At 43.9% G+C, this 24,109-nt stretch carries 42 protein-coding genes; 33 read left to right on the top strand and 9 right to left on the bottom strand.

Features of this window, described 5'->3' with window-relative positions:
- From QVO88_RS02745 to rplQ, 33 genes are all read left to right on the top strand, one after another.
- Positions 1 to 512, top strand: a 512-nt coding sequence (locus tag QVO88_RS02745; RefSeq protein WP_288177734.1) for a hypothetical protein, incomplete at its 5' end; no start/stop codon positions are given.
- A gap of 754 nt (positions 513 to 1,266) precedes the next feature.
- Complete coding sequence (gene rpsJ / locus QVO88_RS02740; protein ID WP_022286999.1) at positions 1,267 to 1,581, top strand: 30S ribosomal protein S10; 315 nt, start codon at positions 1,267 to 1,269, stop codon at positions 1,579 to 1,581.
- A gap of 94 nt (positions 1,582 to 1,675) precedes the next feature.
- A complete protein-coding gene (gene rplC, locus QVO88_RS02735) occupies positions 1,676 to 2,311 on the top strand; it encodes a 50S ribosomal protein L3 (RefSeq protein ID WP_022286998.1) in 636 nt (211 codons plus the stop codon).
- Between the two features lie 17 nt (positions 2,312 to 2,328).
- Positions 2,329 to 2,952 carry a 50S ribosomal protein L4 gene (rplD, locus tag QVO88_RS02730; protein WP_022286997.1) on the top strand — a complete coding sequence of 208 codons (624 nt, stop codon included), beginning with the start codon at positions 2,329 to 2,331 and terminating at the stop codon, positions 2,950 to 2,952.
- Positions 2,952 to 3,242: a 50S ribosomal protein L23 gene (rplW, locus tag QVO88_RS02725; RefSeq protein ID WP_022286996.1), complete on the top strand. Its 291-nt coding sequence runs from the start codon at positions 2,952 to 2,954 to the stop codon at positions 3,240 to 3,242. Before rplD ends, rplW begins: the two co-directional genes overlap by 1 nt.
- Before the next feature lie 193 nt (positions 3,243 to 3,435).
- Complete coding sequence (gene rplB / locus QVO88_RS02720; RefSeq protein WP_022286995.1) at positions 3,436 to 4,269, top strand: 50S ribosomal protein L2; 834 nt, start codon at positions 3,436 to 3,438, stop codon at positions 4,267 to 4,269.
- Between the two features lie 23 nt (positions 4,270 to 4,292).
- Entirely contained in the window at positions 4,293 to 4,574 is a 282-nt protein-coding gene (rpsS, locus tag QVO88_RS02715) for a 30S ribosomal protein S19 (RefSeq protein ID WP_022286994.1), read from the top strand.
- A gap of 19 nt (positions 4,575 to 4,593) precedes the next feature.
- Positions 4,594 to 4,929 (top strand): 50S ribosomal protein L22, encoded by a 336-nt coding sequence (gene rplV / locus QVO88_RS02710; RefSeq protein WP_022286993.1) that lies wholly within the window; start codon positions 4,594 to 4,596, stop codon positions 4,927 to 4,929.
- A gap of 20 nt (positions 4,930 to 4,949) precedes the next feature.
- The gene (rpsC, locus tag QVO88_RS02705) at positions 4,950 to 5,732 is read left to right on the top strand and encodes a 30S ribosomal protein S3 (protein WP_022286992.1); all 783 of its coding nucleotides are present in this window, start codon (positions 4,950 to 4,952) and stop codon (positions 5,730 to 5,732) included.
- Complete coding sequence (gene rplP, locus QVO88_RS02700; protein WP_022286991.1) at positions 5,732 to 6,163, top strand: 50S ribosomal protein L16; 432 nt, start codon at positions 5,732 to 5,734, stop codon at positions 6,161 to 6,163. The genes rpsC and rplP overlap by 1 nt, the downstream gene beginning before the upstream one ends.
- Positions 6,163 to 6,360 (top strand): 50S ribosomal protein L29, encoded by a 198-nt coding sequence (rpmC, locus tag QVO88_RS02695; RefSeq protein ID WP_022286990.1) that lies wholly within the window; start codon positions 6,163 to 6,165, stop codon positions 6,358 to 6,360. The genes rplP and rpmC overlap by 1 nt, the downstream gene beginning before the upstream one ends.
- A 21-nt stretch (positions 6,361 to 6,381) precedes the next feature.
- The gene (rpsQ, locus tag QVO88_RS02690) at positions 6,382 to 6,642 is read left to right on the top strand and encodes a 30S ribosomal protein S17 (RefSeq protein ID WP_022286989.1); all 261 of its coding nucleotides are present in this window, start codon (positions 6,382 to 6,384) and stop codon (positions 6,640 to 6,642) included.
- A 73-nt stretch (positions 6,643 to 6,715) separates the two neighbouring features.
- The gene (gene rplN, locus QVO88_RS02685) at positions 6,716 to 7,084 is read left to right on the top strand and encodes a 50S ribosomal protein L14 (protein ID WP_022286988.1); all 369 of its coding nucleotides are present in this window, start codon (positions 6,716 to 6,718) and stop codon (positions 7,082 to 7,084) included.
- A gap of 17 nt (positions 7,085 to 7,101) precedes the next feature.
- On the top strand, positions 7,102 to 7,425 hold the full coding sequence (gene rplX / locus QVO88_RS02680; protein WP_022286987.1) for a 50S ribosomal protein L24: 324 nt from the start codon (positions 7,102 to 7,104) through the stop codon (positions 7,423 to 7,425).
- Positions 7,426 to 7,441: 16 nt separating this feature from the next.
- Positions 7,442 to 7,984 carry a 50S ribosomal protein L5 gene (gene rplE, locus QVO88_RS02675; protein ID WP_022286986.1) on the top strand — a complete coding sequence of 181 codons (543 nt, stop codon included), beginning with the start codon at positions 7,442 to 7,444 and terminating at the stop codon, positions 7,982 to 7,984.
- A gap of 14 nt (positions 7,985 to 7,998) precedes the next feature.
- Complete coding sequence (locus tag QVO88_RS02670; RefSeq protein WP_022286985.1) at positions 7,999 to 8,184, top strand: type Z 30S ribosomal protein S14; 186 nt, start codon at positions 7,999 to 8,001, stop codon at positions 8,182 to 8,184.
- Between the two features lie 16 nt (positions 8,185 to 8,200).
- Positions 8,201 to 8,599, top strand: coding sequence for a 30S ribosomal protein S8 (gene rpsH / locus QVO88_RS02665; RefSeq protein ID WP_022286984.1), 399 nt, complete (start codon positions 8,201 to 8,203; stop codon positions 8,597 to 8,599).
- Between the two features lie 13 nt (positions 8,600 to 8,612).
- A complete protein-coding gene (gene rplF / locus QVO88_RS02660) occupies positions 8,613 to 9,164 on the top strand; it encodes a 50S ribosomal protein L6 (RefSeq protein WP_022286983.1) in 552 nt (183 codons plus the stop codon).
- An 18-nt stretch (positions 9,165 to 9,182) separates the two neighbouring features.
- The gene (gene rplR / locus QVO88_RS02655) at positions 9,183 to 9,542 is read left to right on the top strand and encodes a 50S ribosomal protein L18 (RefSeq protein ID WP_022286982.1); all 360 of its coding nucleotides are present in this window, start codon (positions 9,183 to 9,185) and stop codon (positions 9,540 to 9,542) included.
- A gap of 15 nt (positions 9,543 to 9,557) precedes the next feature.
- A complete protein-coding gene (rpsE, locus tag QVO88_RS02650; protein ID WP_022286981.1) occupies positions 9,558 to 10,058 on the top strand; it encodes a 30S ribosomal protein S5 in 501 nt (166 codons plus the stop codon).
- Positions 10,059 to 10,072: 14 nt separating this feature from the next.
- A complete protein-coding gene (gene rpmD, locus QVO88_RS02645) occupies positions 10,073 to 10,249 on the top strand; it encodes a 50S ribosomal protein L30 (protein ID WP_022286980.1) in 177 nt (58 codons plus the stop codon).
- Between the two features lie 15 nt (positions 10,250 to 10,264).
- Entirely contained in the window at positions 10,265 to 10,705 is a 441-nt protein-coding gene (rplO, locus tag QVO88_RS02640; protein WP_022286979.1) for a 50S ribosomal protein L15, read from the top strand.
- A gap of 2 nt (positions 10,706 to 10,707) precedes the next feature.
- Positions 10,708 to 12,003 (top strand): preprotein translocase subunit SecY, encoded by a 1,296-nt coding sequence (gene secY / locus QVO88_RS02635; RefSeq protein ID WP_022286978.1) that lies wholly within the window; start codon positions 10,708 to 10,710, stop codon positions 12,001 to 12,003.
- Between the two features lie 38 nt (positions 12,004 to 12,041).
- The gene (locus QVO88_RS02630) at positions 12,042 to 12,674 is read left to right on the top strand and encodes an adenylate kinase (RefSeq protein ID WP_022286977.1); all 633 of its coding nucleotides are present in this window, start codon (positions 12,042 to 12,044) and stop codon (positions 12,672 to 12,674) included.
- A gap of 16 nt (positions 12,675 to 12,690) precedes the next feature.
- Entirely contained in the window at positions 12,691 to 13,437 is a 747-nt protein-coding gene (gene map, locus QVO88_RS02625) for a type I methionyl aminopeptidase (RefSeq protein WP_022286976.1), read from the top strand.
- Complete coding sequence (locus QVO88_RS02620) at positions 13,434 to 13,733, top strand: KOW domain-containing RNA-binding protein (RefSeq protein WP_022286975.1); 300 nt, start codon at positions 13,434 to 13,436, stop codon at positions 13,731 to 13,733. The genes map and QVO88_RS02620 overlap by 4 nt, the downstream gene beginning before the upstream one ends.
- Positions 13,733 to 13,951 carry a translation initiation factor IF-1 gene (gene infA / locus QVO88_RS02615; protein WP_022286974.1) on the top strand — a complete coding sequence of 73 codons (219 nt, stop codon included), beginning with the start codon at positions 13,733 to 13,735 and terminating at the stop codon, positions 13,949 to 13,951. The genes QVO88_RS02620 and infA overlap by 1 nt, the downstream gene beginning before the upstream one ends.
- 60 nt (positions 13,952 to 14,011) lie before the next feature.
- Complete coding sequence (gene rpmJ, locus QVO88_RS02610) at positions 14,012 to 14,125, top strand: 50S ribosomal protein L36 (protein WP_022286973.1); 114 nt, start codon at positions 14,012 to 14,014, stop codon at positions 14,123 to 14,125.
- A 29-nt stretch (positions 14,126 to 14,154) separates the two neighbouring features.
- On the top strand, positions 14,155 to 14,523 hold the full coding sequence (gene rpsM / locus QVO88_RS02605; RefSeq protein ID WP_022286972.1) for a 30S ribosomal protein S13: 369 nt from the start codon (positions 14,155 to 14,157) through the stop codon (positions 14,521 to 14,523).
- Positions 14,524 to 14,537: 14 nt separating this feature from the next.
- A complete protein-coding gene (gene rpsK, locus QVO88_RS02600; RefSeq protein WP_022286971.1) occupies positions 14,538 to 14,936 on the top strand; it encodes a 30S ribosomal protein S11 in 399 nt (132 codons plus the stop codon).
- 92 nt (positions 14,937 to 15,028) lie between these two features.
- On the top strand, positions 15,029 to 15,625 hold the full coding sequence (gene rpsD / locus QVO88_RS02595; RefSeq protein ID WP_022286970.1) for a 30S ribosomal protein S4: 597 nt from the start codon (positions 15,029 to 15,031) through the stop codon (positions 15,623 to 15,625).
- 131 nt (positions 15,626 to 15,756) lie between these two features.
- Positions 15,757 to 16,716: a DNA-directed RNA polymerase subunit alpha gene (locus QVO88_RS02590; protein ID WP_022286969.1), complete on the top strand. Its 960-nt coding sequence runs from the start codon at positions 15,757 to 15,759 to the stop codon at positions 16,714 to 16,716.
- Between the two features lie 18 nt (positions 16,717 to 16,734).
- Positions 16,735 to 17,076, top strand: coding sequence for a 50S ribosomal protein L17 (gene rplQ, locus QVO88_RS02585; protein WP_022286968.1), 342 nt, complete (start codon positions 16,735 to 16,737; stop codon positions 17,074 to 17,076).
- Positions 17,077 to 17,210: 134 nt separating this feature from the next.
- On the opposite strand, the gene QVO88_RS02580 is transcribed toward rplQ, so the two are convergent.
- The 9 genes from QVO88_RS02580 to QVO88_RS02535 form a co-directional block, all read right to left on the bottom strand.
- Positions 17,211 to 18,080 carry a glycoside hydrolase family 25 protein gene (locus QVO88_RS02580; RefSeq protein WP_022286967.1) on the bottom strand — a complete coding sequence of 290 codons (870 nt, stop codon included), beginning with the start codon at positions 18,078 to 18,080 and terminating at the stop codon, positions 17,211 to 17,213.
- Positions 18,067 to 18,264, bottom strand: a complete 198-nt coding sequence (locus tag QVO88_RS02575) for a hypothetical protein (protein ID WP_022286966.1) — start codon at positions 18,262 to 18,264, stop codon at positions 18,067 to 18,069. The genes QVO88_RS02580 and QVO88_RS02575 overlap by 14 nt, the downstream gene beginning before the upstream one ends.
- On the bottom strand, positions 18,261 to 18,494 hold the full coding sequence (locus QVO88_RS02570) for a hypothetical protein (protein ID WP_022286965.1): 234 nt from the start codon (positions 18,492 to 18,494) through the stop codon (positions 18,261 to 18,263). Before QVO88_RS02570 ends, QVO88_RS02575 begins: the two co-directional genes overlap by 4 nt.
- Before the next feature lie 229 nt (positions 18,495 to 18,723).
- A complete protein-coding gene (locus QVO88_RS02565; RefSeq protein ID WP_022286964.1) occupies positions 18,724 to 18,906 on the bottom strand; it encodes a PspC domain-containing protein in 183 nt (60 codons plus the stop codon).
- A 12-nt stretch (positions 18,907 to 18,918) separates the two neighbouring features.
- The gene (locus QVO88_RS02560; RefSeq protein ID WP_022286963.1) at positions 18,919 to 19,743 is read right to left on the bottom strand and encodes a DUF4097 family beta strand repeat-containing protein; all 825 of its coding nucleotides are present in this window, start codon (positions 19,741 to 19,743) and stop codon (positions 18,919 to 18,921) included.
- Positions 19,743 to 20,372: a DUF1700 domain-containing protein gene (locus tag QVO88_RS02555; RefSeq protein WP_022286962.1), complete on the bottom strand. Its 630-nt coding sequence runs from the start codon at positions 20,370 to 20,372 to the stop codon at positions 19,743 to 19,745. Before QVO88_RS02555 ends, QVO88_RS02560 begins: the two co-directional genes overlap by 1 nt.
- Positions 20,369 to 20,692, bottom strand: a complete 324-nt coding sequence (locus QVO88_RS02550; protein ID WP_002851767.1) for a PadR family transcriptional regulator — start codon at positions 20,690 to 20,692, stop codon at positions 20,369 to 20,371. Before QVO88_RS02550 ends, QVO88_RS02555 begins: the two co-directional genes overlap by 4 nt.
- A gap of 321 nt (positions 20,693 to 21,013) precedes the next feature.
- The gene (locus tag QVO88_RS02540) at positions 21,014 to 22,411 is read right to left on the bottom strand and encodes a 5-methylcytosine restriction system component-like protein (RefSeq protein ID WP_022286961.1); all 1,398 of its coding nucleotides are present in this window, start codon (positions 22,409 to 22,411) and stop codon (positions 21,014 to 21,016) included.
- A complete protein-coding gene (locus QVO88_RS02535) occupies positions 22,411 to 24,045 on the bottom strand; it encodes an McrB family protein (protein ID WP_022286960.1) in 1,635 nt (544 codons plus the stop codon). Before QVO88_RS02535 ends, QVO88_RS02540 begins: the two co-directional genes overlap by 1 nt.
- Between the last annotated feature and the right edge of the window lie 64 nt (positions 24,046 to 24,109).

Raw genomic sequence — 24,109 nt, 5'->3', positions numbered from 1 at the left:
AAACTCACGGCATATGGGGATACTATTTTTATAAGGGCTGTGATGCGGAGGTCGTCCACCAACTGCCAGAGGGTCTCACTGACGAGGATATCTCAAATGCGGTAATAATGCGCACATACAATAGAGGCGAAGCAAATGACTATGAGAATGCAGGCAAAAACGACTTTTTTGTGGAATCCCATTATCTTATGGGCGTGCAGAGTATCAACGATGAGACCTGCAAGGTCTATATACTGAGCAATGACGGACATTATAAAGGTGCGGGCAATATGTACAGCGGCGGTCTGGTCGTAAGAATGTTGGACTTTAAAAAGCAGGACGACAATTGGACAATGACCAAGATGTGGGAGCCAAGAGGCGGAGCAATGTATGAAGGCTCGATCAGGGAAACTATCCCCTCTGAGCTTGCTGATCTTATATTCAGCGATGAGGAAACAGAGATCAAAAAGACGATCACCGATGAAACGGAAGAGAAGGTCAAGGCGTACTATGACACTGACGAAGTGGCGTAATATAAACTTTGTATAACATGATACAGCAAAATGGGACGTCGAGGACGCTGTCCCCCTATACCATACCTCTTGTAAGGGCGACCTGTGGTCGCCCGTTCTTTTTGCGATAGCAAAATTATTGCGATAAATAGTAGCATTTTACCCTGCTAAAGCCCCGAAAAACCGACTTTTACAACGAATATGAATAAAATGTAGCGGCAAATGATACTCATAGTGAAATTTGTGCAATGTGCATATAAACACGTTGAGAAGTCAGTGAAAATTCTATATTGTAATTTGTCTGTAACCGCTTGCAAATGGGGTAAAAGTAGTGTATAATAATACTTGCGTGACTGCACAGTGTATTTAATGTACACGATGATGATATGCGATGAAGCGGAAGGTTGCTGACAGTTGGTCAGGTAATTTCCGTGGAGTATGTCCGATTTTAAACCGGGCGACTGTTAATACCGAACACAGTATGTGCTTATGCTTCTTGCGATAGCGGACAAGGTCTGCTTTAGCGTGAGTATGTGTGATGCTGTGTGCGCTGTTTTCTGAGTCCGAAAGCCTTGCGGGTTTCGGAATTTTTTATGAGAACGGCAGGGAACACACGGCAGAGTGTAAACGGGTATCAACAGAAAGCTTTTAAAGCTCGAACCTGTCAATTGCGTAAGCGATCGGCACGCCTCGATCATTTACGCAATTGACTGAGGCTTGAGTGAAAGAAAGCTGCCCCCTAAACTTTTTTAATTTGCACAAGGAGGCGATTTAAGTGGCAGTCAATGAAAAGATCAGAATCAAGATCAAGGGTTACGAGCATGCGGTTGTAGACGCAGCTGCAGCAAAGATCGTTGAGGCTGTTAAGCGTTCAGGCGCACAGGTTTCAGGTCCTATCCCACTTCCTACAGACAAAGAGGTAATCACTATCCTCAGAGCTGTACACAAGTACAAGGATAGCCGTGAGCAGTTCGAGATGAGAACTCACAAGAGACTTATCGATGTTCTGAGACCTACAAAGGAAACAACAGCAGCTCTTGAAAATCTTGAACTTCCTGCAGGCGTTAACATTGTTATGGAGATCAAGTAATCTCCAAATGAGATCGCGTGCGATCTCAAAAAACATTTAACACGCAGGTCACGTCGGACAAGTCCGACCAATAACCACATAGGAGGAAAACATAATGCAAAAGGGAATCATCGGTAAGAAAATCGGTATGACACAGATTTTCGATGAAGCAGGAAAAGTAATTCCTGTAACAGTTGTTGAAGCTGGTCCTTGCGTTGTCGTTCAGAAGAAGACAGTTGAGAATGACGGCTATGAGGCTGTTCAGCTTGGCTATGGCGACATCAGAGCGAAGAGAGTAAACAAGCCTCTTCAGGGTCACTTCAAGAAGGCTGACGTTGCAATGAAGAGAACTCTTAAGGAGTTCAGACTTGCTGACACATCAGCTCTTAATGTTGGAGATATCGTAAAGGCTGACACATTTGCTGCAGGCGACATCGTTGATGTCAGCGGTACAAGCAAGGGTCACGGATTCTCCGGTACGATCAAGCGTCACAACAACTCAAGACTTAAGGAAACTCACGGTACAGGTCCTGTACACAGACACGCAGGTTCTATGGGTGCTTGTTCATCACCTTCAAGAATCTTCAAGGGCAAGGGTATGCCTGGTCAGTACGGTAACGTAAAGGTAACTGTACAGAATCTTGAGATCGTCAAGGTAGACGCAGAAAACAATCTTATCGCAATCAAGGGCGCAATTCCTGGACCAAAGAACGGTACAGTTACAATTTGCGACTGCGTTAAGAAGGCTTAGTGGAAGGAGGAATCATAATGTCACAGATTTCAGTATTTGATATGACAGGCAAAAAGGTTGCCGACACTGAGCTTAACGATGCTATTTTCGGTATCGAGCCAAACAAGGCTATCATGCACGCTATGGTTGTAAATTATCTTGCTAACCAGAGACAGGGCACACAGTCAACTCTTACAAGAACAGAAGTAAGAGGCGGTGGTAGAAAGCCATGGAGACAGAAGGGAACAGGTCACGCAAGACAGGGTTCTATCAGAGCTCCACAGTGGGTACACGGTGGTGTTGCTCTCGGTCCTAAGCCAAGAGATTACAGCTATTCACTTAATAAAAAGGAAAGAAGACTCGGTATGAAGTCTGCACTTTCAACAAAGGTCGTTGACGAGAATCTCGTAGTTGTTGATTCAATCAAGCTCGAGAGCTACAAGACAAAGGCAGTTGTTGAGATGCTCAAGGCACTTGGTGCTGAGGGTAAGGCTCTCATCGTTACAGCAGAGTCTGACAAGACTGTTGTCAAGAGTGCAGCCAACATTCCTGGCATTAAGACAGCTACTGTAAATACTCTCAGTGTTTACGACATTCTGAACTATGATAAGTTTATCGTTTCTTCAGAGGCTGTAAAGAAGATTGAGGAGGTTTACGCATAATGAGAACTGCTCAAGATATAATTTTAAAGCCAGTTATCACTGAAGATTCTATGGACAGACTTCAGGCTAACAGATACACTTTCAAGGTCGCTAAGGACGCTAACAAGATCGAGGTCGCTAAGGCAGTTGAAGAGCTTTTCAACGTAAAGGTAGCTAAGGTAAACACGATCAGCGTTAAGGGTAAGCAGAAGAGAATGGGAAGAAGCGTAGGCTACAGACCAGACTGGAAAAAAGCGATCGTTACTCTTGAGGGTGACAAGACAATCGAATTCTTCGAGGGCTTGTTCTAAATCCTCTAAAAGAGGTGCAGCGTAAGGCTGCATTGCTCCGAAGAACTTCATGAATACCGAGAAGCCTTCGGAAAGGTCTTGCGAGGCGGCGAGGACCGCTCATCATTTCACCGCAGGACGTAAGTATGGAAGGGCGCTTGGCGTGAAAACGCTTTGACCTTTTCGCAAAACTCAGATAAGGAGTGAATTTCAAATGGCAATAAAGAGCTACAAGCCTACAACAGCCGGCAGAAGAGGTATGACAGTTACCGATTATTCCGAGCTTTCAAAGGTTGCTCCATGTAAGTCTCTGCTTGAGCCACTCAAGAAGAACTCAGGTAGAAACAGCTACGGTAGAATCACTGTTCGTCACAGAGGCGGCGGAGTAAGAAGAAAATACCGTGTAATTGATTTTAAGAGAAACAAACTCGATATGAACGCAACAGTTCTTACTATCGAGTACGATCCAAACCGTTCAGCATTCATTGCTCTTGTAGAGTATGAGGACGGCGAGAAGAGATACATCATCGCACCTTATGGTCTTAAGGTTGGTGACGTAATCAGAGCAGGCGCAGACGCAGACATCAAGCCTGGTAATGCACTTGCAATGATCAACATTCCTGTTGGTACTTTCATTCACAACATCGAGCTTTATCCTGGTAAGGGCGCACAGCTCGTTCGTTCAGCAGGAAACATGGCTCAGCTCATGGGTAAGGAAGACAACTACGCACTTGTAAGACTTCCTTCAGGCGAGATGAGAAAGGTCCCTGTAAACTGCATGGCTACAATCGGTCAGGTAGGAAACATCGACCATGAGAACGTAAATATCGGTAAGGCAGGTAGAAAGCGTCATATGGGCTGGAGACCTACCGTTAGAGGTTCTGTAATGAACCCATGCGATCACCCACACGGTGGTGGTGAGGGTCGTGCTCCAGTTGGTAGACCAACTCCAGTTACACCTTGGGGTAAGCCTACAATGGGATACAAGACCCGTGCTAAGCATCATCGCTCCGATAAGTTTATCGTAAAACGCAGAAACGGTAAGTAATGCTGAAAGGAGGCAGATGATCAATGGGTAGAAGTGTCAAGAAGGGACCATACGTACAGGAGGTCCTTTACAAGAGAGTTAAGGCAATGAACGATGCAGGCGAGAAGAAGGTGCTCAAGACATGGAGCAGAGCTTCTACAATATTCCCTGAATTCGTTGGTCACACATTCGCAGTTCACGACGGACGTAAGCACGTTCCTGTATATGTAACAGAGGACATGGTTGGTCACAAGCTGGGAGAGTTCGCTCCAACAAGAACATTCAAGGGTCATGCAGGTTCAAAGACCTCAAACAACGGTAAGTAGTGCGGAAGGAGGAATACAAATGGAAGCAAAAGCAATTCTGAGAAATGCTCGTATTGCTCCTCGTAAGGTACAGATCGTTCTCGATCTGATCAGAGGAAAAGACTATGATGTTGCAATGGCAACAGTAAAGCATACACCAAAGGCTGCAAGTGAATATCTTGAGAAGCTTCTGAAGTCCGCCGCTCACAACGCTGAGAACAACCATAACATGGATAAGAACAACCTTTACGTTGCAGAGTGCTATGTTTGTCCAGGACCGATAATGAAGAGAATCATGCCAAGAGCACAAGGCAGAGCATATAGAATCCTTAAGAGAACATCACACGTTACGATCGTTCTTAAGGAAAAGGAATAAGCTGAAAGAGGAGGTAAACTATGGGACAGAAAGTAAATCCACACGGACTTCGTGTCGGTGTGATTAAGAATTGGGACTCCCGCTGGTTTGCAGAAAAGGGTACTTTTGGCGATACACTGGTTGAGGATTACAACGTTCGTAACTTTATTCTTAAAGAGCTGAATACAAGATCAAAGAATCCAGCAGATAAGTGCGTATACGCCGGCGTTCCAAAAGTAGAGATCGAAAGATTTGCCGATAAGGACGGCGGTCAGAAGGTAAGAATCCACATCCACTGTGCAAAGCCTGGTATCGTAATAGGCAGAGGCGGCGCAGAGATTGAAAAGCTCCGTGCAAACGTTGAAAAGATGATCGGCAAGAGCGTTGCTATCAACATCGTTGAAGTAAAGCAGCCTGACATCAATGCACAGCTCGTTGCAGAAAAGATCGCACACGATCTTGAAGATAGAATCTCATTCAGAAGAGCAATGAAGCAGTCTATCGGCAGAGCAATGAAGCTCGGCGCTAAGGGTATCAAGGTTAGATGCGGCGGCCGTCTTGGCGGTGCAGAGATCGCTAGAGCAGAAACATACCACGAGGGTACAATTCCACTTCAGACGATCAGAGCTGACATCGACTATGGTACAGCTGAGGCACACACAACTTACGGTAGGATCGGCGTTAAGGTATGGATATACAGAGGCGAGGTTCTTAAGGGCGAAGTTGCTGCTTCAGACAAGAGAGAGTCAAACGACAGAAGACGCCAGAACAGAAATGGTAAGCGTGACTTCAATAAGGCTAAAAAAGAGGGAGGTAACAAGTAATGCTGCTTCCAAAGAGAGTTAAGTTCAGAAAACAGCACCGCGGCCGTATGACAGGCAAGGCTATGAGAGGTAACACAGTTTCTCACGGTGAGTATGGTCTTCAGGCTCTTCAGCCTGCTTGGATCACATCAAATCAGATCGAAGCTGCCCGTATCGCAATGACAAGATACATCAAGCGTGGCGGTCAGGTTTGGATCAAGATCTTCCCAGATAAGCCTGCAACAAGAAAGCCTCTTGGAACTCGAATGGGTAAAGGTAAGGGCGCACCTGAGTATTGGGTAGCCGTTGTTAAGCCAGGCAGAGTAATGTTCGAGATCGCAGGAGTACCTGAAGAGACAGCTAGAGAAGCAATGCGTCTTGCAATGCACAAGCTGCCTATCAAGTGTAAGTTCGTTAAAAGAGATACTCAAGAAACGGGTGGTGAGCAATAATGAAGGCTAATGAAATCAAGGATATGACAGTCGACGAGCTCAACAGCAAACTCGCTGAGCTCAAGCAGGAGCTTTTTAACCTTCGTTTCCAGCACGCTGTAAATCAGTTGGAGAATCCTAAGAGACTTCAGGCTGTGAAGAAGGATATTGCTCGTGTAAAGACATTCATTCGTAAGCAAGAGTCCAATGTTCAGTAATTTTCGAAGGGAGGATTAACTGTGAGCGAAGAGAGAAATTTGAGAAAAACCAGAGTTGGCGTTGTAGTTTCCAACAAGATGGATAAGACTATCGTAGTTGCTATCAAGGATAACGTACAGCACCCACTTTACAAGAAGATCATCAAGAGAACAGTTAAGCTTAAGGCACATGACGAAAACAATGTTTGCAATATAGGCGACAAGGTTGAAGTTATGGAAACAAGACCTCTGTCAAAGGACAAGAGATGGCGTCTTGTTAACGTTCTTGAGAAGGCTAAGTAATTAAAACGCAATAGTGCAGGTGGCAGATAACTTCTGCCGACCGCACGTTAAATTCTGAAAGGAGGAACGCACTGTGATACAAATGCAGACTTACCTGAAGGTAGCAGATAACTCCGGAGCAAAGGAGCTTATGTGCATCAGGGTACTCGGCGGAACACGCAGAAAGTATGCAAACATCGGTGACGTTGTAGTTTGTTCTGTTAAAAAGGCAACACCAGGCGGAGTTGTTAAAAAGGGCGACGTTGTTAAAGCAGTAATCGTTCGTTCAGCTAAGGGTCTTCGTCGTGCAGACGGCACATATATCCGTTTTGACGAAAACGCAGCTGTTATTATCAAAGAAGACAAGAACCCAAGAGGTACTCGTATATTTGGACCAGTAGCTAAGGAGCTCAGAGAGAAGGATTATATGAAGATCCTTTCACTTGCTCCAGAAGTTCTTTAATTGGAGGTGTCGTAACAATGAATAAGGTACACGTAAAAACAGGCGACACCGTCGTTATCCTCTCCGGTAAGGACAAGGGTAAGAAGGGCAAGGTCCTGGAAGTTTCCCCTAAGGAGGGAAAGGTAATCGTTGAGGGTCTTAACATTGCTACAAAGCACGTTAAGCCAAGACGTCAGGGCGAGCAGGGCGGCATAGTTGAGGCTGAGGCTGCAATGTACGCTTCAAAGGTACAGGCAGTTTGCCCTAAGTGCGGCAAGCCAACAAGAGTCGCTCATAAGTTCCTTGAGGACGGTACTAAAGTTAGAGTCTGCAAGAACGCAGACTGCGGCGAAGAATTTTAATTAGGAGGATATTACGATGGCTAGACTTAAAGAATATTATGTTAGCGACGTAGCTCCTGCTATGATGAAGAAATTCGAATACGCTAACGTTATGCAGATCCCAAAGCTTGATAAGGTAGTTATCAACGTGGGCTGCGGCGCAGATAAGGATAACAAGAAGGTTATCGACGCTATCATGACTGATCTGGCTGCTATCACAGGACAGAAGCCGATCGTTTGTAAGGCAAAGAAGTCCGTTGCTAACTTCAAGCTCAGAGACGGACAGATCATCGGTGTTAAGGTAACACTGAGAGCTGAGAAAATGTATGAATTCGTTGACAGACTTTTCAACGTAGCATTTCCTCGTGTAAGAGATTTCAGAGGTATCAACCCTAACTCTTTCGACGGCAGAGGCAACTACTCTACTGGTCTTAAGGAGCAGCTGATCTTCCCTGAGATCGAATACGATAAGATAGATAAGGTTCGTGGTATGGATATCAACTTTATCACAACTGCAAAAACTGATGAAGAGGCAAAGGAGCTGCTTTCACTTATGGGTGCTCCATTTGCTGATAAGTAAGAGGAGGATAAAAAATGGCTAAGAAGGCTATGATCAACAAACAGCAGGCTACGCCTAAATATTCCACTCGTGCTTACAACAGATGTAAGATCTGCGGAAGACCTCACGCTTATCTGAGAAAGTTCGGCGTTTGCCGTATCTGTTTCAGAGAGTTGGCTCACGAGGGTAAGATTCCGGGAGTTAAGAAGGCTAGTTGGTAAAAGGAGGTTAACACGCATGCAAATTACTGATACAATAGCGGATCTTCTTACAAGAATCCGTAACGCAAGTACTGCGAAGCACGCAACAGTTGACGTTCCTGCATCTAATATGAAGAAGTCGATCACACAGATCCTCGTAGACGAAGGATACGTTAAGGACTTCAAGATCATTGAAGACGGTAAGCAGGGTATCATTAGAATTACTCTTAAATATGACGAGAACAGAAATCCAGTCATCACAGGACTCAGAAGAGTATCAAAGCCTGGTCTGAGAATTTACGCAAGCTGCGAGGATATGCCAAAGGTTATAAAGGGTCTTGGCATTGCTATCGTATCTACTTCAAAGGGCGTTATCACAGACAAGAAGGCTAGAGAGCTGAATGTCGGCGGAGAAGTTCTCGCATTCATCTGGTAAGGAGGACTAAGTTATGTCAAGAATAGGTATTAAGCCAATTAGTGTTCCTGCAGGTGTAGAGGTTACTGTTGCAGACGGAAACGTAGTTACAGTAAAGGGTCCTAAGGGTTCACTCACAAAAGAGTTCCACAAGGATATGATAATAAAGTGTGCAGACGGCGTGATCACAGTAGAGCGTCCTTCAGAGGATAAGCTCCACAAGTCACTGCACGGTCTGACAAGAACACTCGTACACAACATGGTAGAGGGTGTTACAGAGGGTTTCGCAAAGAAGCTTGAGATCGTTGGTGTAGGTTACAGAGCACAGAAGCAGGGTAAGAACCTTGTTATGAACCTTGGTTTTTCTCATCAGGTAATCGTACCTGAAACAGATACTATCAAGATCGATGTACCTGACGCAAACCACATCGTAATTTCAGGTTGCGACAAGCAGGAAGTAGGTCAGTTTGCTTGTGAGATCCGTGAGAAGCGTCCACCAGAGCCTTATAAGGGTAAGGGTATTCGTTACGAAGGCGAGTATGTTATCCGTAAGGAAGGTAAGGCTGGTAAGGGCAGCAAGAAGTAATAAAAGGAGAGAATTACTATGGTTAAAAAGCTTGACAAGGCTAAGGCAAGAGCAAAAAGACATCAGAGAGTCCGCAACAAGATCAACGGAACAGCTGATTGTCCTCGCCTCAACGTATTCCGCTCCTCTAAGCATATTTATGCACAGGTTATCGACGACGTAAACGGCGTAACACTTTGCAGCGCTTCCTCAATGTCCAAGGACTTTGAAGGCAACGGCGGCAACAAGGAAGGCGCTCGTAAGGTCGGCGAAATGATCGCTCAGGCGGCTAAGGCAAAGGGCATCGAGAATGTCGTATTCGACAGAGGCGGCTACCTTTACCACGGACGTGTTCAGGAGTTGGCAGACGGAGCCCGTGAAGGCGGACTTAAGTTCTAAAGAGGAGGGTAAACATTGGCTTTAATAGATGCTTCAAACATGGAACTTACTGAAAAGGTCGTTGCAATTAACAGAGTATCAAAGACTGTTAAGGGCGGCCGTATAATGAAGTTCTCAGTCCTCGTAGTAGTAGGCGACGGAAACGGAGTAGTAGGTTTCGGAATCGGTAAATCAGGAGAAGTTCCTGACGCAATCAGAAAGGCAATCCAGGACGCCAAGAAGAACCTTATCAGAATTTCACTTAAGGGAACAACGATCCCACACGAAATTATCGGTAAGTTCGGTGCAGGCGAGGTTCTTCTCAAGCCTGCAGCACCAGGTACTGGAGTTATCGCAGGCGGCACAGTAAGAGCCGTTGTAGAAGCTGCCGGAATTAAGGATATCAGAGCTAAACAGCTCCGTTCAAACAATCCTTACAACGCAGTAAGAGCTACAATAAGCGGTCTTGCTAACATCAGAAGCGCTGAAACAGTAGCAGCTCTCAGAGGCAAGACAGTTAAAGAAATTACAGGCTAAGGAGGATAACAGTTATGGCAATAAACATCGAACTGATAAAGAGCCTTAACGGAAGAAGCGATAAGCAGGTCGCTACCGCTAATTCACTGGGTCTCAGAAAAATCGGGGATAAGACTTGTCAGCCTGACAATCCTCAGACAAAGGGAAAGGTAAAGGTTATCTCCCATCTTATTAAAGTAACTGAAGCATAAGGAGGTGCAATCTGAATGAAACTGCACGAATTATCACCTGTTGCAGGCTCCGTAAAGGAGAGCAAGCGCAAGGGCAGAGGTCACGGTTCTGGTAACGGAAAGACCGCAGGCAAGGGACACAAGGGTCAGAAGGCTCGTTCCGGCGGCGGAATAAGACCGGGCTTTGAAGGCGGACAGACAATGCTCGCAAGAAGAATCCCTAAGCGTGGATTCAACAATATTTTCGCAACAAAGTATGCTATCGTAAATGTATCTGATCTTGATAGATTTGTTGACGGCACAGTTGTTGATACTGAGCTTCTTAAAGCTTCAGGCATCATCAAGAAGGAACTTGACGGCGTCAAGATCCTCGGAAACGGCGAATTAACTAAAAACCTTACCGTTAAGGCTGCAAAGTTCTCAGCAGCTGCTAAGGAAAAGATTGAAAAGGCAGGCGGGAAGGTTGAGGTGATGTAATTGTGATAGAGACATTTCGTAATGCCTGGAGAGTTCCGGAATTAAGAAAAAAACTTCTATTTACTTTTTTCATCATCATCATCTACAGAGTCGGCGGTACAGTTCCTGTACCTTACCTTGACTCAGTCGCATTGTCAGCATGGTTTGAACAGAGTGCTTCGTCAGGTGACTTTTTTAGCTATCTGAACGTTCTGTCAGGAGGTAACTTTTCAAAAGCTACTCTCTTGGCGCTCTCCGTTTCACCTTATATCAATGCACAAATTATCATTCAGCTTCTGACCTACGCTCTCCCACCGCTGGAAAGACTCCAGAAGGAAGGCCCTGAGGGTAGAAAGAAACTTAACAAGATAACAAAATATGCGTCACTTGCTATTGCTATCTTCCAGGCGTGGGCTTATTACCTCACCATGAAGAAAGCGGGTGCTTGTGTTTACACAGAGGGCTTTAGCAAGATATTCGCAGAGATAGTTATTATCGCTTGCTTTACAGCAGGTGCGTCACTGACGATCTGGCTTGGTGACGAGATAAACGAGAAGGGTATCGGAAACGGTATCTCAATGCTCCTGTTCGCAGGTATCATTGCAAGAGGTCCTTCAGCAGTTATCGGTCTGTTCGATTACATGAAGACAGGCGAGGCTAAGAACATCATTCTCGTAATTGCTATCCTTGTTGTGTTCGTTCTGATGATAGGCTTTATCATCTTTATGAACGAGGCTGAAAGAAGAATACCGATACAGTACGCTAAGAGAGTAGTCGGCAGAAAACAGTACGGCGGTCAGAATACTTTTATTCCGATCAAGATCGCAATGAGCGGCGTTATGCCTATCATCTTTGCAATGGCTTTCATGTCACTGCCTTCAACACTCAAAATGTTCATTGAACCTAAGAGCGGAAGCTTCTACGATCACTTCCTTCACTGGTTCGAGTACACTCATCCGTTCTACGCTTGTCTGTACTTTGTGCTGATAATCGGCTTTAACTATTTCTATGTTTCAATGCAGTATAACCCACTTGAGATCGCAAACAACCTCAGACAGAACAACGGCGGTATCCCTGGTATCAGACCTGGTAGACCAACTTCCGATTATCTTAAGAAGGTTCTGTCAAAGATAACATTGGTAGGAGCTGTGTTCCTCGGAATAATCGCTATCTTCCCTATTATCTTCACTTCGATCACAAAGATGAATATTGCAATGGGCGGTACTTCGATACTCATCGTTGTATCAGTTGCTCTTGAAACTGCAAGAACTATGGAATCTCAAATGATGATGCGTCATCATAAGGGCTTCCTTGAATAAACCATAGGCTTTACGTTTGAGATAAAAAGGAGTTAAAAATGAATATTATTCTTTTAGGCGCTCCCGGTGCGGGAAAAGGAACTCAGGCTGAGGTTATCTGCAAGGCTCTGAACATTCCTACTATTTCTACAGGCAATATGCTCAGAGCGGCTGTTAAGGCTGGCACTGAGTACGGTCTCAAGGCTAAGGCTGCTATGGACGCAGGCGACCTTGTATCAGACGATATCGTAATTGGTATCCTTAAGGACAGGATCGCTGAGCCTGACGCTCAGAACGGTTTCATTCTGGACGGTTTCCCAAGAACAGTTCCTCAGGCTGAGGCTCTTGACGCTATGGGCGTTAAGATAGACAAGGTCATAGAGATATATGTTCCTGACGAGACTATCCAGCAGAGACTTTCAGGCAGAAGAGTTTGCCTCGACTGTGGCGCTACTTACCACACAGCTTTCAAGCCTTCAAAGGTAGAGGGCGTGTGCGATGTTTGCGGAAAGCCGATCGTTATCCGTAAGGACGACGAGCCTGCAACAGTTATCAGCAGACTTCAGACATATCACAAATCAACCGCTCCTCTTAAAGATTACTACGGTAAGCAGGGTAAGCTTGTTACTGTTGAGGGACAGGATAAGGTAGAGGACACTTCAAAGCTTGTTCTCGAAGCTGTTAAGGCATAGATCCGAGGCGTTTTTAATGATATGCGTTAAATCCAATAAAGAGATCGAGAAAATGCAGAAGGCGGGCGCAATAACCGCCGGAGCATTGATCGCTGCGGGCGAGGCTATCAGACCAGGTATGACTACCTACGAGCTTGATAAAGTCGTTCACAGATATATCACTTCTCATGGTGCAAAGCCAAGCTTCCTTGGCTACGGCGGATTTCCAGGCTCAGCCTGCATTTCCGTCAACGATGAGATAATCCATGGTATCCCCGGTCCACGCAAGCTTTGCGAGGGCGACATAGTTTCAGTAGACGTTGGTGCTTACATTGACGGCTATCACGGAGATTCCTGCAAGACCTTTGCTGTAGGCAAGATTTCCCCTGAGGCAGAGGCTCTGATGAAGTCCACCGAAGAAAGTCTGTATCTTGCAATAGATATGGTAAAGCCAGGCGTTAGACTTGGCGACTTGGGTGCGGCCATTCAGAAATACAATGAGGACAACGGCTACTCCGTTGTAAGACAGTTCGTTGGTCACGGTGTGGGCAAAAACCTGCACGAAGATCCAGAAGTTCCAAACTATGGCAAGGCTGGTCACGGCATCAGACTTGTGGCAGGTATGGTAATAGCCATAGAGCCTATGATAAACATGGGTACGGCTGATATCAAGACAATGCCTGACGGTTGGACTGTCAAGACAAAAGACGGAAAGTGGGCGGCTCATTTTGAGCATACAATCGCAGTTACTCCTGACGGGGCAGTTATCCTGACCAAAGTATGACGGAGAAAAGCGTTGTAGATATACCGATCGGTTCAGTGGTGCTTGCGAACGCAGGCCGTGATAAGGGCAGATATTTTGTTGCGGTAGCTGCCAGCGGCGGTTTTGTGTATATCGCAGACGGCAAGGAGCGTAAGCTTGAAAAGCCAAAGCGTAAAAACATAAAACACATTTCACCTGCGGGCGTCAACATCAGCACTGATGAGCTGACAAACAGGAAATTAAGACGGCTGATACAAGGTTTTGACCCAAACCGTGTTACAGCAGACCAAAACCTTTTAGATGGGGAGGTTTTTTAATGTCAAAGGAAGACGTTATCGAACTTGAGGGAACGGTAATTGAGGCTAAGCCAAATGCAACGTTTCTGGTAGAACTTTCAAACGGTCATAAAATCCTTGCTCATATTTCGGGTAAGCTGCGTATGAATTATATTCGTATCGTACCCGGAGATAAGGTAACGGTCGAAATGTCACCGTATGACTTGACAAAGGGAAGAATCACATGGAGAGCTAAGTAAGCTTTCCCGTAAGTTTAAGAATTTTTAATTCTTGTCGCTAAATTCAAAGGAGGTATTTCAATGAAAGTAAGACCTTCAGTTAAGCCTATCTGCGAGAAGTGCAAGGTAATCAAGAGAAAAGGCAAGGTTATGGTAATCTGCCAGAATCCTAAGCACAAACAACGTCAGGGCTAACAAACCAATAATGGAGGTGCAGCTAAATAATGGCTCGTATTGCTGGTATCGACCTGCCAAAGGATAAGAGAATTGAAATTGCTCTTACTTATATCTATGGTATAGGTCAGAAAACTGCTACTAAGATTCTTAATGAAACAGGCGTAAATCCTGACACAAGAGTTAAGGATATGTCTGAGGACGATGTAGCTAAATTGCGTGAATATATTGACCATAACATCACTGTTGAGGGTGACCTCAGAAGAAATGTTGCGCTCAATATCAAGAGATTGACAGAAATCGGTTGTTATCGTGGTCTTCGTCACAGAAGAGGTCTCCCAGTTAGAGGTCAGAGAACAAAGACCAACGCAAGAACTCGTAAGGGTCCTGTAAAGACAATCGCTAATAAGAAGAAGTAAGGAGGGTGTGAACAATGGCTCAGGCTAAGAAGAAGACTACTATTCGTCGTCGTCGTGAAAGAAAGAACATTGAACAGGGACAGGTTCATATCCAGTCTACTTTTAACAACACTATCGTAACTATTACAGATATGCAGGGCAATGCTATTTCTTGGGCATCTGCCGGCGGACTCGGCTTCAGAGGTTCTAAGAAGTCTACTCCATTCGCTGCTCAGACAGCTGCTGAAACTGCTGCAAGAGCTGCTAAGGAGCATGGCCTTAAGACAGTTGAAGTTTTTGTAAAGGGACCTGGTGCTGGCCGTGAGGCTGCAATCAGAGCTTTGCAGTCTGAGGATCTTGAAGTTAGACTTATCAAGGATGTAACTCCGATCCCTCACAATGGATGCCGTCCTCCAAAGAGAAGACGTGTATAGTTTATAAGACAATTTGAGTTTGTAGTTTACTCAAAGTCGGGTAAGCAATTCGGCTAAGACCCGATAACATTTAGAAAACGGAGGTATTTACCATGGCAGTAAATAGAGAACCAATACTCAAGAGATGTAAATCTCTCGGAATCAGCCCAGCAGTTATGGGTATCGCTAAGGAAACAAAGCGTGATCCTAACGCTAACAAGAGAAAGAAAGTTTCAGAATACGGTATGCAGCTTAAGGAAAAGCAGAAGCTCAAGTTCATCTACGGCGTTCTTGAGAAGCAGTTCCGTCACCTGTTCGAGCTTGCTGAGAAAATGGAGGGTCAGGCCGGTGCTAACCTCATTACTCTTCTCGAGTCAAGACTTGACAATGTTGTATACAGAATGGGTCTTTCAATGACAAGAAGAGAGGCTCGTCAGCTCGTTGTTCACGGTCATTATCTTGTTAACGGCAAGAGAGTTGACATCCCTTCTTACAGAATCAAGGAAGGCGATGTTATCTCACTTAAGGAAAACAGCAAGAAGAGCGAGAAGTTCAAGCAGATCATTGAGGCTAACGCTTCAAAGGCAGCTCCTACATGGCTTGATGTAAACAAGGACAACCAGACAGCTAAGGTTCTTCGTATGCCTGTTAAGGAAGACCTTGACTATGACATCGAGGAGCACCTCATCGTCGAGTTGTATTCTAAATAATGTATTGATAGTGGTTCTTACGGTATGCACTCTTCAAGAGTGCGTATCGGAGAAATACTTGATATGTTTTTGGAAGTGTATGTGTTATTGATCATATAAAACAATCGAGTTTGAAAACAGGAGGGTCTTAAATGCTTGAAAAAATAGAAAAGCCTGAAATCGAAACAGCCGAGCTAAAGAGCAACGGAACATACGGCAAGTTTATTCTCGAGCCTCTGGAGCGTGGCTATGGTATTACGCTCGGAAATAGTCTGAGACGTGTACTGCTCTCCTCTTTGCCAGGCGTCGCCGTTACATCGGTAAAGATCGACGGTGTACACCACGAACTATCAACAATTCCCGGAGTTAAGGAAGATGTTACTGAGATCATTCTTAACCTCAAGGGTTTAACTGCAAAGCTTTACGGCGAGGGTCCTAAGACTATCTACATTGAGGCCGAGGGCGAGTGCGTTGTCACTGCCGGCGACATCAAGACAGATTCTGAGGTGGACATTCTTGTTCCTGATATGCACATTGCAACTTTGGGACCGGGCGCAAAGCTTTATATGGAAATTGTCATCGACAGAGGTCGTGGATATGTTTCTGCGGAAAAGAACAAGGCGCTTATGCCTAACGCCCCTATTGGTGTTATTGCAGTAGACAGTATTTATACGCCTGTATTAAAGGTGAACTTCACGGTTGACAACACCCGTGTTGGACAGATCACCGATTTTGATAAGCTTACATTGGAGGTTTGGACCGACGGTACTATCTCCGCTAAGGAAGCTGTATCAATGGCAGCCAAACTCCTCAACGAGCATCTGAATCTCTTTGTTGATCTCTCAGAAGAGACTAACGTTGTAGAGATGATGGTTGAAAAGGATGAAAAGGGCAAGGAAAAGATCCTTGAGATGACCATTGAGGAACTTGACTTATCTGTGCGTTCATTTAACTGTCTGAAGCGTGCAGGAATTAACACGGTTAACGATTTGATTGAAAAGTCTGCTGAAGAAATGATGAAGGTAAGAAACCTTGGTAAGAAGTCATTCGACGAGGTCAAGGAAAAGCTTCATTCATTGGGTTACGACCTTAATTCAGAGGACGATAATTAAAGTAAGGAGTGAAAATCTATGCCAGGCACAAGAAAGCTGGGAAGAACTAGCGACCAGAGAAAAGCAATGCTCAGAGCTATGGTTACTTATCTTCTCGAAAACGGTAAGATTGAAACCACTGTAACAAGAGCTAAGGAAGTTGCTGCTATGACTGAGAAAATGATTACTCTCGGCAAGGCAGGCGACCTTCACTCAAAGCGTCAGGTACTTTCTTATGTAACTAAGGAAGACGTAGCTAAGAAGCTGTTTGACAACATTGCACCTTCATATGAGGGCAGAAACGGCGGCTATACAAAGATCATCAAGATCGGACCACGTCGTGGCGACGCTGCTGAAATGGCTATCATTCAGTTGGTTTAATAAATTTTGCATAGCATTCAAGGCTGTATCCGTAAGGGTACAGCCTTTTTTATGTGCTTATATTTGGGCATTGGTATCAAGATATGCGGGCGAACGCTGTTCGCCCCTATGTTTGTTGCGGTTGCTTGTGGTTATTATAGAAGCTCTTTGCCTAAAAGGTCAATGAATTTCTTGCCTGCTATTCCGTTTTGTGAATAGCTGTGGTTTTTGAGTATATTGTTCACGGCTTTCTGAGTGCCTGCACCGAAAATATCGTTTTTATCAAGGTTGATATTGTGCATACCCTTTTTCTTTGAAAGCATAAGAAGATATTTCAGTGCAAGGACACCATTGCCTTTATCACCTTTTTTGTAGCCTGTGGTATCGAGATTTTTTGCGTTGGAAGGGTAAAGGTTAAGGCACTTTTTCTTCATTATGGCAGGGTAGTCTTTGTAGGCGTAGTTGCAATCACAGCGGTCGTAAACACCGTTTACAGTTCCTTTGCTTGTATACTGCCACATTCCATAGTTTGATATGGCAGGCTTTGCAACGTCAAAGTGTGCCACCCAAATGTCGTAGCGGTTTTTTACGGAGTCTGATACCTTGCGCTTGAAAAAGTTTGCGTAGCTGTAGACAGCCGCATAGTAGCCGTTGCTTTCGAGATAGTCGCAGAAGGCTTCTATAATTTTGTTTATGGCAGCGTTTGGAAGTTCGCTTTGGGAAGCGTCCTCAATATCAAAGGCGAGGGGATATTCAAACTTCTTGCCTTTGACCGATTCAAGAAAAGTTTTCGCTTCCGCAAGTGCATCGGCTTCTGTAAGGGCGTAGGAATACCAGTATGTGCCGATATTAAGACCAGCCTTTCTGGCGGCGGCATAGTTCTTCTCGAAATTTTCGTCTTTTTGACTGATGTACTTGCCGTAGCCTGCGTTTATCATCACAAAGCTGTAACCCTGTGACTTCACCTTGTCAAAATCTATTCTCCCCTGCCAATGGGAAACGTCTATGCCCTTAGCTTTTTTCATTGCCGTCACCTCCAGATTTTTTTGCCGTCTGTACGCCAAAGTAAAATGATATCACCACGGTGAAAACTGTGATGAACTGCTCTCCGCTGACTATCCCTTTCAGCGTGAGGATACAGAACACGCTTGTCATAAGCAGTGTGACAAGCGATTTTACGTCAATGAGCTTTGCGAGTTTTTCTTTCATGAATATCTCTCCCTTTCCATGTCTGTTATCTTTTGTTCCGCTGCCGCCATTCTTGAGATGAGTGCGTTATGCTCGGAAACTGTTTGTTCCAGCCTATCTATTCTATATATAATAAGCCGTTCGGTGGCTTCCTGTGATTTTTTGTTTTGTTTAGCTCCCGAACGAGCTATTATAAGCTGGCAGGCTATGCTGGCGGCCGCCGCTATGAACGCCGCTATTACTGCTTCCATGTTTATCACCTCCTACTTATCCCGAAAAAGAGGTGTTTTGTTGCATAAAAAATGCAACAATTGCAGAATTGTTGCCAAATTAAAATATAAATCATTTGTTTGCACAGTTTTGGTGCGGCAATTTTGTGCATTTGTCACATACTTTCATGAACAGAAAAGATATTTGTTAAGACGTAAAAAAACACGGCTGAGTTTACATTCAGCCGTGGTTTTTGTTTTTAGTACGGTCTTATTTCTCAGGCAGAAGCATTGCAGCCGCAATATATGCGATAACTCCTGCACCGCCTGCACAGCCTATAAGCACTGCACAGATACGGACTATGTTCACGTCGATGTTGAAATACTCCGCTAGTCCTGCGCAAACGCCTGAAATTATCCTGCCTTCTCTTAATTTGTAAAGTGGCTTTGCCATTTCTATCACTCCTTATCTGAAATTAAGCGAAATTTCGCCTATACCATTGTCAATGTCAAGTTTTATTTTGTAGAGTAGCTCGTTCTCTTCTGTTGTGCTATTTATTTTCACTTTGCTGTTTGATTTTATTTTATAATCGTTTTTATAGCCGTCGATATCAAAATTTATACTTCCTATGCCGCCGTCTATCTCAGCGTCGCCGAGAAGCTTTCCTGAAAAGTCTGTTTCGCCTACTCCACAGTCAAAGTCGGAATCGTTGAAAGTGCAGTCTTTGAAAACTGTTTTTCCTACCCCAAGGTCAAAGTCGGCTTCATTTTTGCAGGTGACGTTAATGACCTCTGAGCTTCCTGCACCGAAATCTATGTCGAGGTTTTCACAGGTCAGATCTGAAAGCTTCATTTGTCCTGCGCCTGCGTCTATTTTTACAGTGTCAAACGCTTTTTCAGGAAGCTCTATAGTCAGCGTAGGCTGACTTCCGTCAAAGGAGATATATCCGCCTTTAAGGTGCAAAAGGCTGTCGGCGGTCTTGACCTGAAGCTTGCTGTTTGATGACGAAAAATTTATCTTCTCTGGAAGATTTTCTCCCGTGACGTGGATATTTTCGTCACTGCTCATTTTGATGTTGAGATCCCCTGCGGAGAAGTCGATCTCCATATTATCTATAGCGGCAACGTCAAAAGTTTCGTTGTAGGAATAACGCTTGCCAAGGCTTTTGGTGTTTGTGACCTTGATAAGCACCACGCCAACAATGAAAAGCACTATGCCGATAATAAATATCGTCAAAAAAAATGGGAAACGTCTGCGTTTTACGTCGCCTGTATTATCATATTTTGCCATTACGCCACCGCCTTTGAGCTTACAAATCTATGGACAAAGTTTGTGAATTTGTTGAAGAGGCTTACACAGCCACGCCATATGCACCTTATAACAGGCATTACAATCATGCCTCCAAGTCCGATACAAATAAGTCCTGCACCGATCAGGGCAATGCCTGCGGGATAGACCGTGAAAAGTGTTACTATACCGCCTATTGTAAGGGAGAAGCCTGTTGCGAAAACTGCAATTATTATGCTTAAAAGTGCGCAAAGTATCGCCAGGGCTATTGCGGCAAAGGCACACATAAGGCTGAACCATATTGGGCTTGTGATGATGATAACAAGAAGCTTTGAGAGAGAATTGCCGTTCTGTGGCACATTATTGTCAGTATCACGAGCCTGTGATGGGTCAGCGGCGGCTTCCATTTGAAATACCGAGTCGCCCTGTGGGTGTATGCCGCTGTCCTGCAAAATTTTGTTGGCAAGTTCTTCGGGCGAGCCGAGGTTTGCGGCAGTTTCAGCTTCATGGGCTGCACCTGCATCAAGGAATATCTCCTCATAAAACCCCATTGCGTCATTTATTTCATCTTCGGCAAGTCCGCCGTCTTCAAGCAATCTGCGTAGTTGGGTAAGATACTCAAGTCTGTTCATGTGTTTTCTCCACCTTTTTCTAATAATATACGGTCTACCATATTTTTATGCTTCTTCCACTCTCTGCGGTATTCTTCAAGAGCTTTTTCTCCCTTTGGGGTAACATGATAATAACGTCTGTTCCTGCCCATATATTCCTTATCGTAGGTTTCAAGCAGCTCGTTTTTTTGAAGCCGTTTCAGTACAGGGTACAATGTGGATTCTGAAACGTCCACCGCACTGCGTATGAACTGCGTTATCTCATATCCATAGGTATCCTCTCTGTCTACCACCGACAGTACCATGGAATCAAGCAGTCCTGCACTTATTGGAAAGCCCATTTACTCTCTCCTCTCTTTAGTCAGCTCAGTTATTATATAGATCTATAATACTATATCGCTGAATATATTATACGTCATATAATATTATTTGTCAAGGGGTAAAATCAATTTTTTTGTTATCATCACTTTATGTGAGTTAGTTTAGAATAATTGTTTGTTGAAAATTCCTAGACAGCCTTGAAGAAGCGTCAGCCCTCAGGGATATTTCCCATATGCCTGCAAGAGTAAAGTGTGCAATGCTTGGCTGGCGGACGCTTTCTGAGGCGCTGAAAGATAAATAGGGTATAAAAATGCCGCTGAGAAAGCTCTCAGCGGTTTTTTTTAAGCTTCGTTTTTAATGCTTTCCCTGATTTTATCGCAGACCTTTTTCAAGTTCTCGATGAAAGTGCTGTGCCACTCCTCATAGGTGGTATCATCACTGCTTTCTGGAACTATTACTGCGTGCATATAAAAATATTTTTTGCCGATAATACAACACTGTTTGAATATCGTTTCAATATCTTTATGTGCGGGGAAAATGACTCCTGTGCGATCAGTCTCAAATATTACCATGTCACGAAGGCATTTGTTAAAGTCGTTGTCATCAAAATCTTTATAATTAGGCGGACTTTTCATACACTCTCCCCAACTAGGTTTGAACTTTGCATCAAGTATCATAAAAGGCTTTTTGTCTTTCTTGAACACAAAGTCAGGTTTTGAGGTGAGCCTTCCGTTCTTGGAAGGGTCTAGAACTTCGTGAGGATCTGAAAGCTCACAAAGATATTTGTGTTTCTCCTGCGATTTTACCACGCCAAGATCATATCGGGCAAACTGATTTTTGAGATAATTTTCCCAAAGGGTCGGGATATAAAGCAGGATAGTATCAGCTTCGCTGTCTTGATCAGGGTCAAAGAGGGTGAGATACTCGTCATGGAAAACTTTCAGGCATACCTGTCGGAGCTTTTCATACTCGGTGTAATATGGGTGTGCGATAGGCTGTAAATTCTGCGGAAGAATGGTCTTTACGTTGGTGGAATAGAGATCCATTGACGAGTGGAGAATGTTAAGATAGCTTGTTATCTCACTGCTGTCAAGAAGCGCCGTCATGACGGAGTTGTTGCTAAAGCGTTCTTTCAGGCGTTTGTGTGCGGCATAGATAAGGCGGTTAAGAGGGTTGTCTATGGTGTTTTCACGATAAGAATAGGCTATCCTGCCGTTTTGCATACCCATGTTTAGCCTTATGTGCCGTGCGATATCGATACTGCCCTTTAGGCGGCTGTTATTGCCCTCAAAGCGGCAATATTTTCTGTATACGCCTTTTCTTGAAGCTTCCGTAACGGCGTTTTTGAAAAGATAGACAAGAAGAAAATCGAAGAAATTATCGTCATTTATTCTGAGGTCATTCTCTTTTATATACTCATCTTCAAATGTATCGAGGAGCATGGTTTCCAGAAAATATGGCTTTGAGTCTTTGTCAAAGCGTGATTTTATTTGCAGTGTGATGTCATATTCTTTTTCAGCGTATCTATAGATACGGTTTCTCACTACGCCGACACTTCCGCCGATATAGTTCTTTCCATTGAAAGTTCTACATAGGTGGTGAATTTTTCCCTCATAGGTGTAATTATAGCTGGAGATAAAATCCCGCACCACGTCTTTGTAGTTAATGCCTTCGACTATTTCTATTTCATCAAACTTTGAATAGTCATAGACTGTTGCGGTTATTTTTATAGCTGACATTATTCTTCGTCCTCGGCAGTGGTTTGTGGCTCGTTGGTGTCTTTATCACCGCTTTGGTCATTCATCAAAGCTTTATGACAATCGTTTATGAATTTATCTACGCCGTTCTTGCCACGGAGATATTCCCTAAGTATAGACTCTATATTGCGCTTCCAAATATCATCAAGATTTTCGCCCATGCTCTTGGCTTTATCATAGTCCTTAAAATATGCAGGTCCGATATGATAATCTTCATTAAGACCAAATCTCTTGCCGCTCTCGCCTGAAATGACTTCGTTCATTCTTATGGCTCTCTGTGCAAGGTCTTTGCTGACTTTTTCGTCGTTAAGCATAGACCTGAGCGAGGTTTCCATAAAGTCATTTGCTTTTATAGGTATCCAATCAAAACGGCGGCGGAGTGCAAAGTCAAAGGTCTCAACATTTCGGTCGATATCGTTCATTGTGCCTATTATCACAACATTTTCAGGCACATAGAAGCCGTCATTAAAAATATCATTGTCCAGCTTTTCTATACCGTTTTCTGTTTCTCCATATGTAGGCAGATTGTGATACTGTGTCTGAACTTTATGTTCACTGCCACGCTTTTCAAAGCAATACATAAGCTCGCCAAAAACCTTAGAAAGCTCGGCTCTGTTTATTTCATCTATGACAAAATAGTAGATTGGTGCTTCTATTTCTTCGTCCATTGCGCTTTGTTCAGCCTCAGCCGCTTCACGGCAAAGCGCCTTGAAAGTGCCGTCCATGCGGACAAATACCATTTGATCTGCACGCTCTATAGGGCGCAGACCCTCCACAAAGTCGGTGTAGTCATATGAGCCGTGGAACTGAACGAATTTGAAGTACCTGCTGGAATAACTACATATTGAATCTAGCTGTTCACTATTTTGTTCGTTGACATACTTCTCAACAGAATATGTCTTTCCTGTTCCTGGTGCACCTGTGAAGATTATGTTTTTCTTGCGGGAGGTTTTGATACAATGACCTATGTATTGTGTAACTTCGTTTGGGTCATAGGGTTTTACTTGAGGCTGTTGGATTGGGGCTTGGGCTGGGAGTGCAGGTGTCGGTTGACTTATGAAATATGGGATAATATTATTAATTTTTAGCCTGAGTGGAGCTGGATTTTGTGAAGTTGGGTTATCACAATATTTATGCAGTGTTGGATAAGTTGTCGGGTCAAATAAAGAAGTTGTGCAAGCTTGGCTAAGTTGAGATAATGTAGTATGGGAAGGTAAATCTCGGCAAAATGTTGAAAATTCCTGCCTCATTAGTGCTTTATCATTTTTTAATGATTTGACTTCGGCTGCATCATCATATTTTTTTATTTGGTTTGAAGATAGCCCCATAGATGCTTCAAATGCAATGCCCCAAGGATTTCCACTTTTTGAGTTTGGAAAGAAAGTCATATTGTAGTTAACAATTTCCTTGTTGTCATTTACAGATCTTTTATAACCACCAAGAATAATAGAAATAAAAAAATCAAATTCTTGGTTAAGAATCTTACCATTGTTCTTAGTGTTATTTCTTGCTTCTTTCATTTGCAAGGCAAATTCGTCATGCTCAATATCGTCTGCATTAATATTTGCAAAAGCGTCCCTTATTTCCTGAAACGTAGTATCCATTGTAATTTTCATATAATTTCCTCCGCCTAAAATCTTATTACTTCCCCATTGTAACAAAATTCTTCAAAATTGTCAA

It is taken from the genome of Ruminococcus sp. CAG:57 (assembly GCF_000435935.1).
GTDB lineage: Bacteria > Bacillota > Clostridia > Oscillospirales > Ruminococcaceae > Hominimerdicola > Hominimerdicola aceti.
This window is presented reverse-complemented; position numbering and strand designations above follow the sequence as displayed.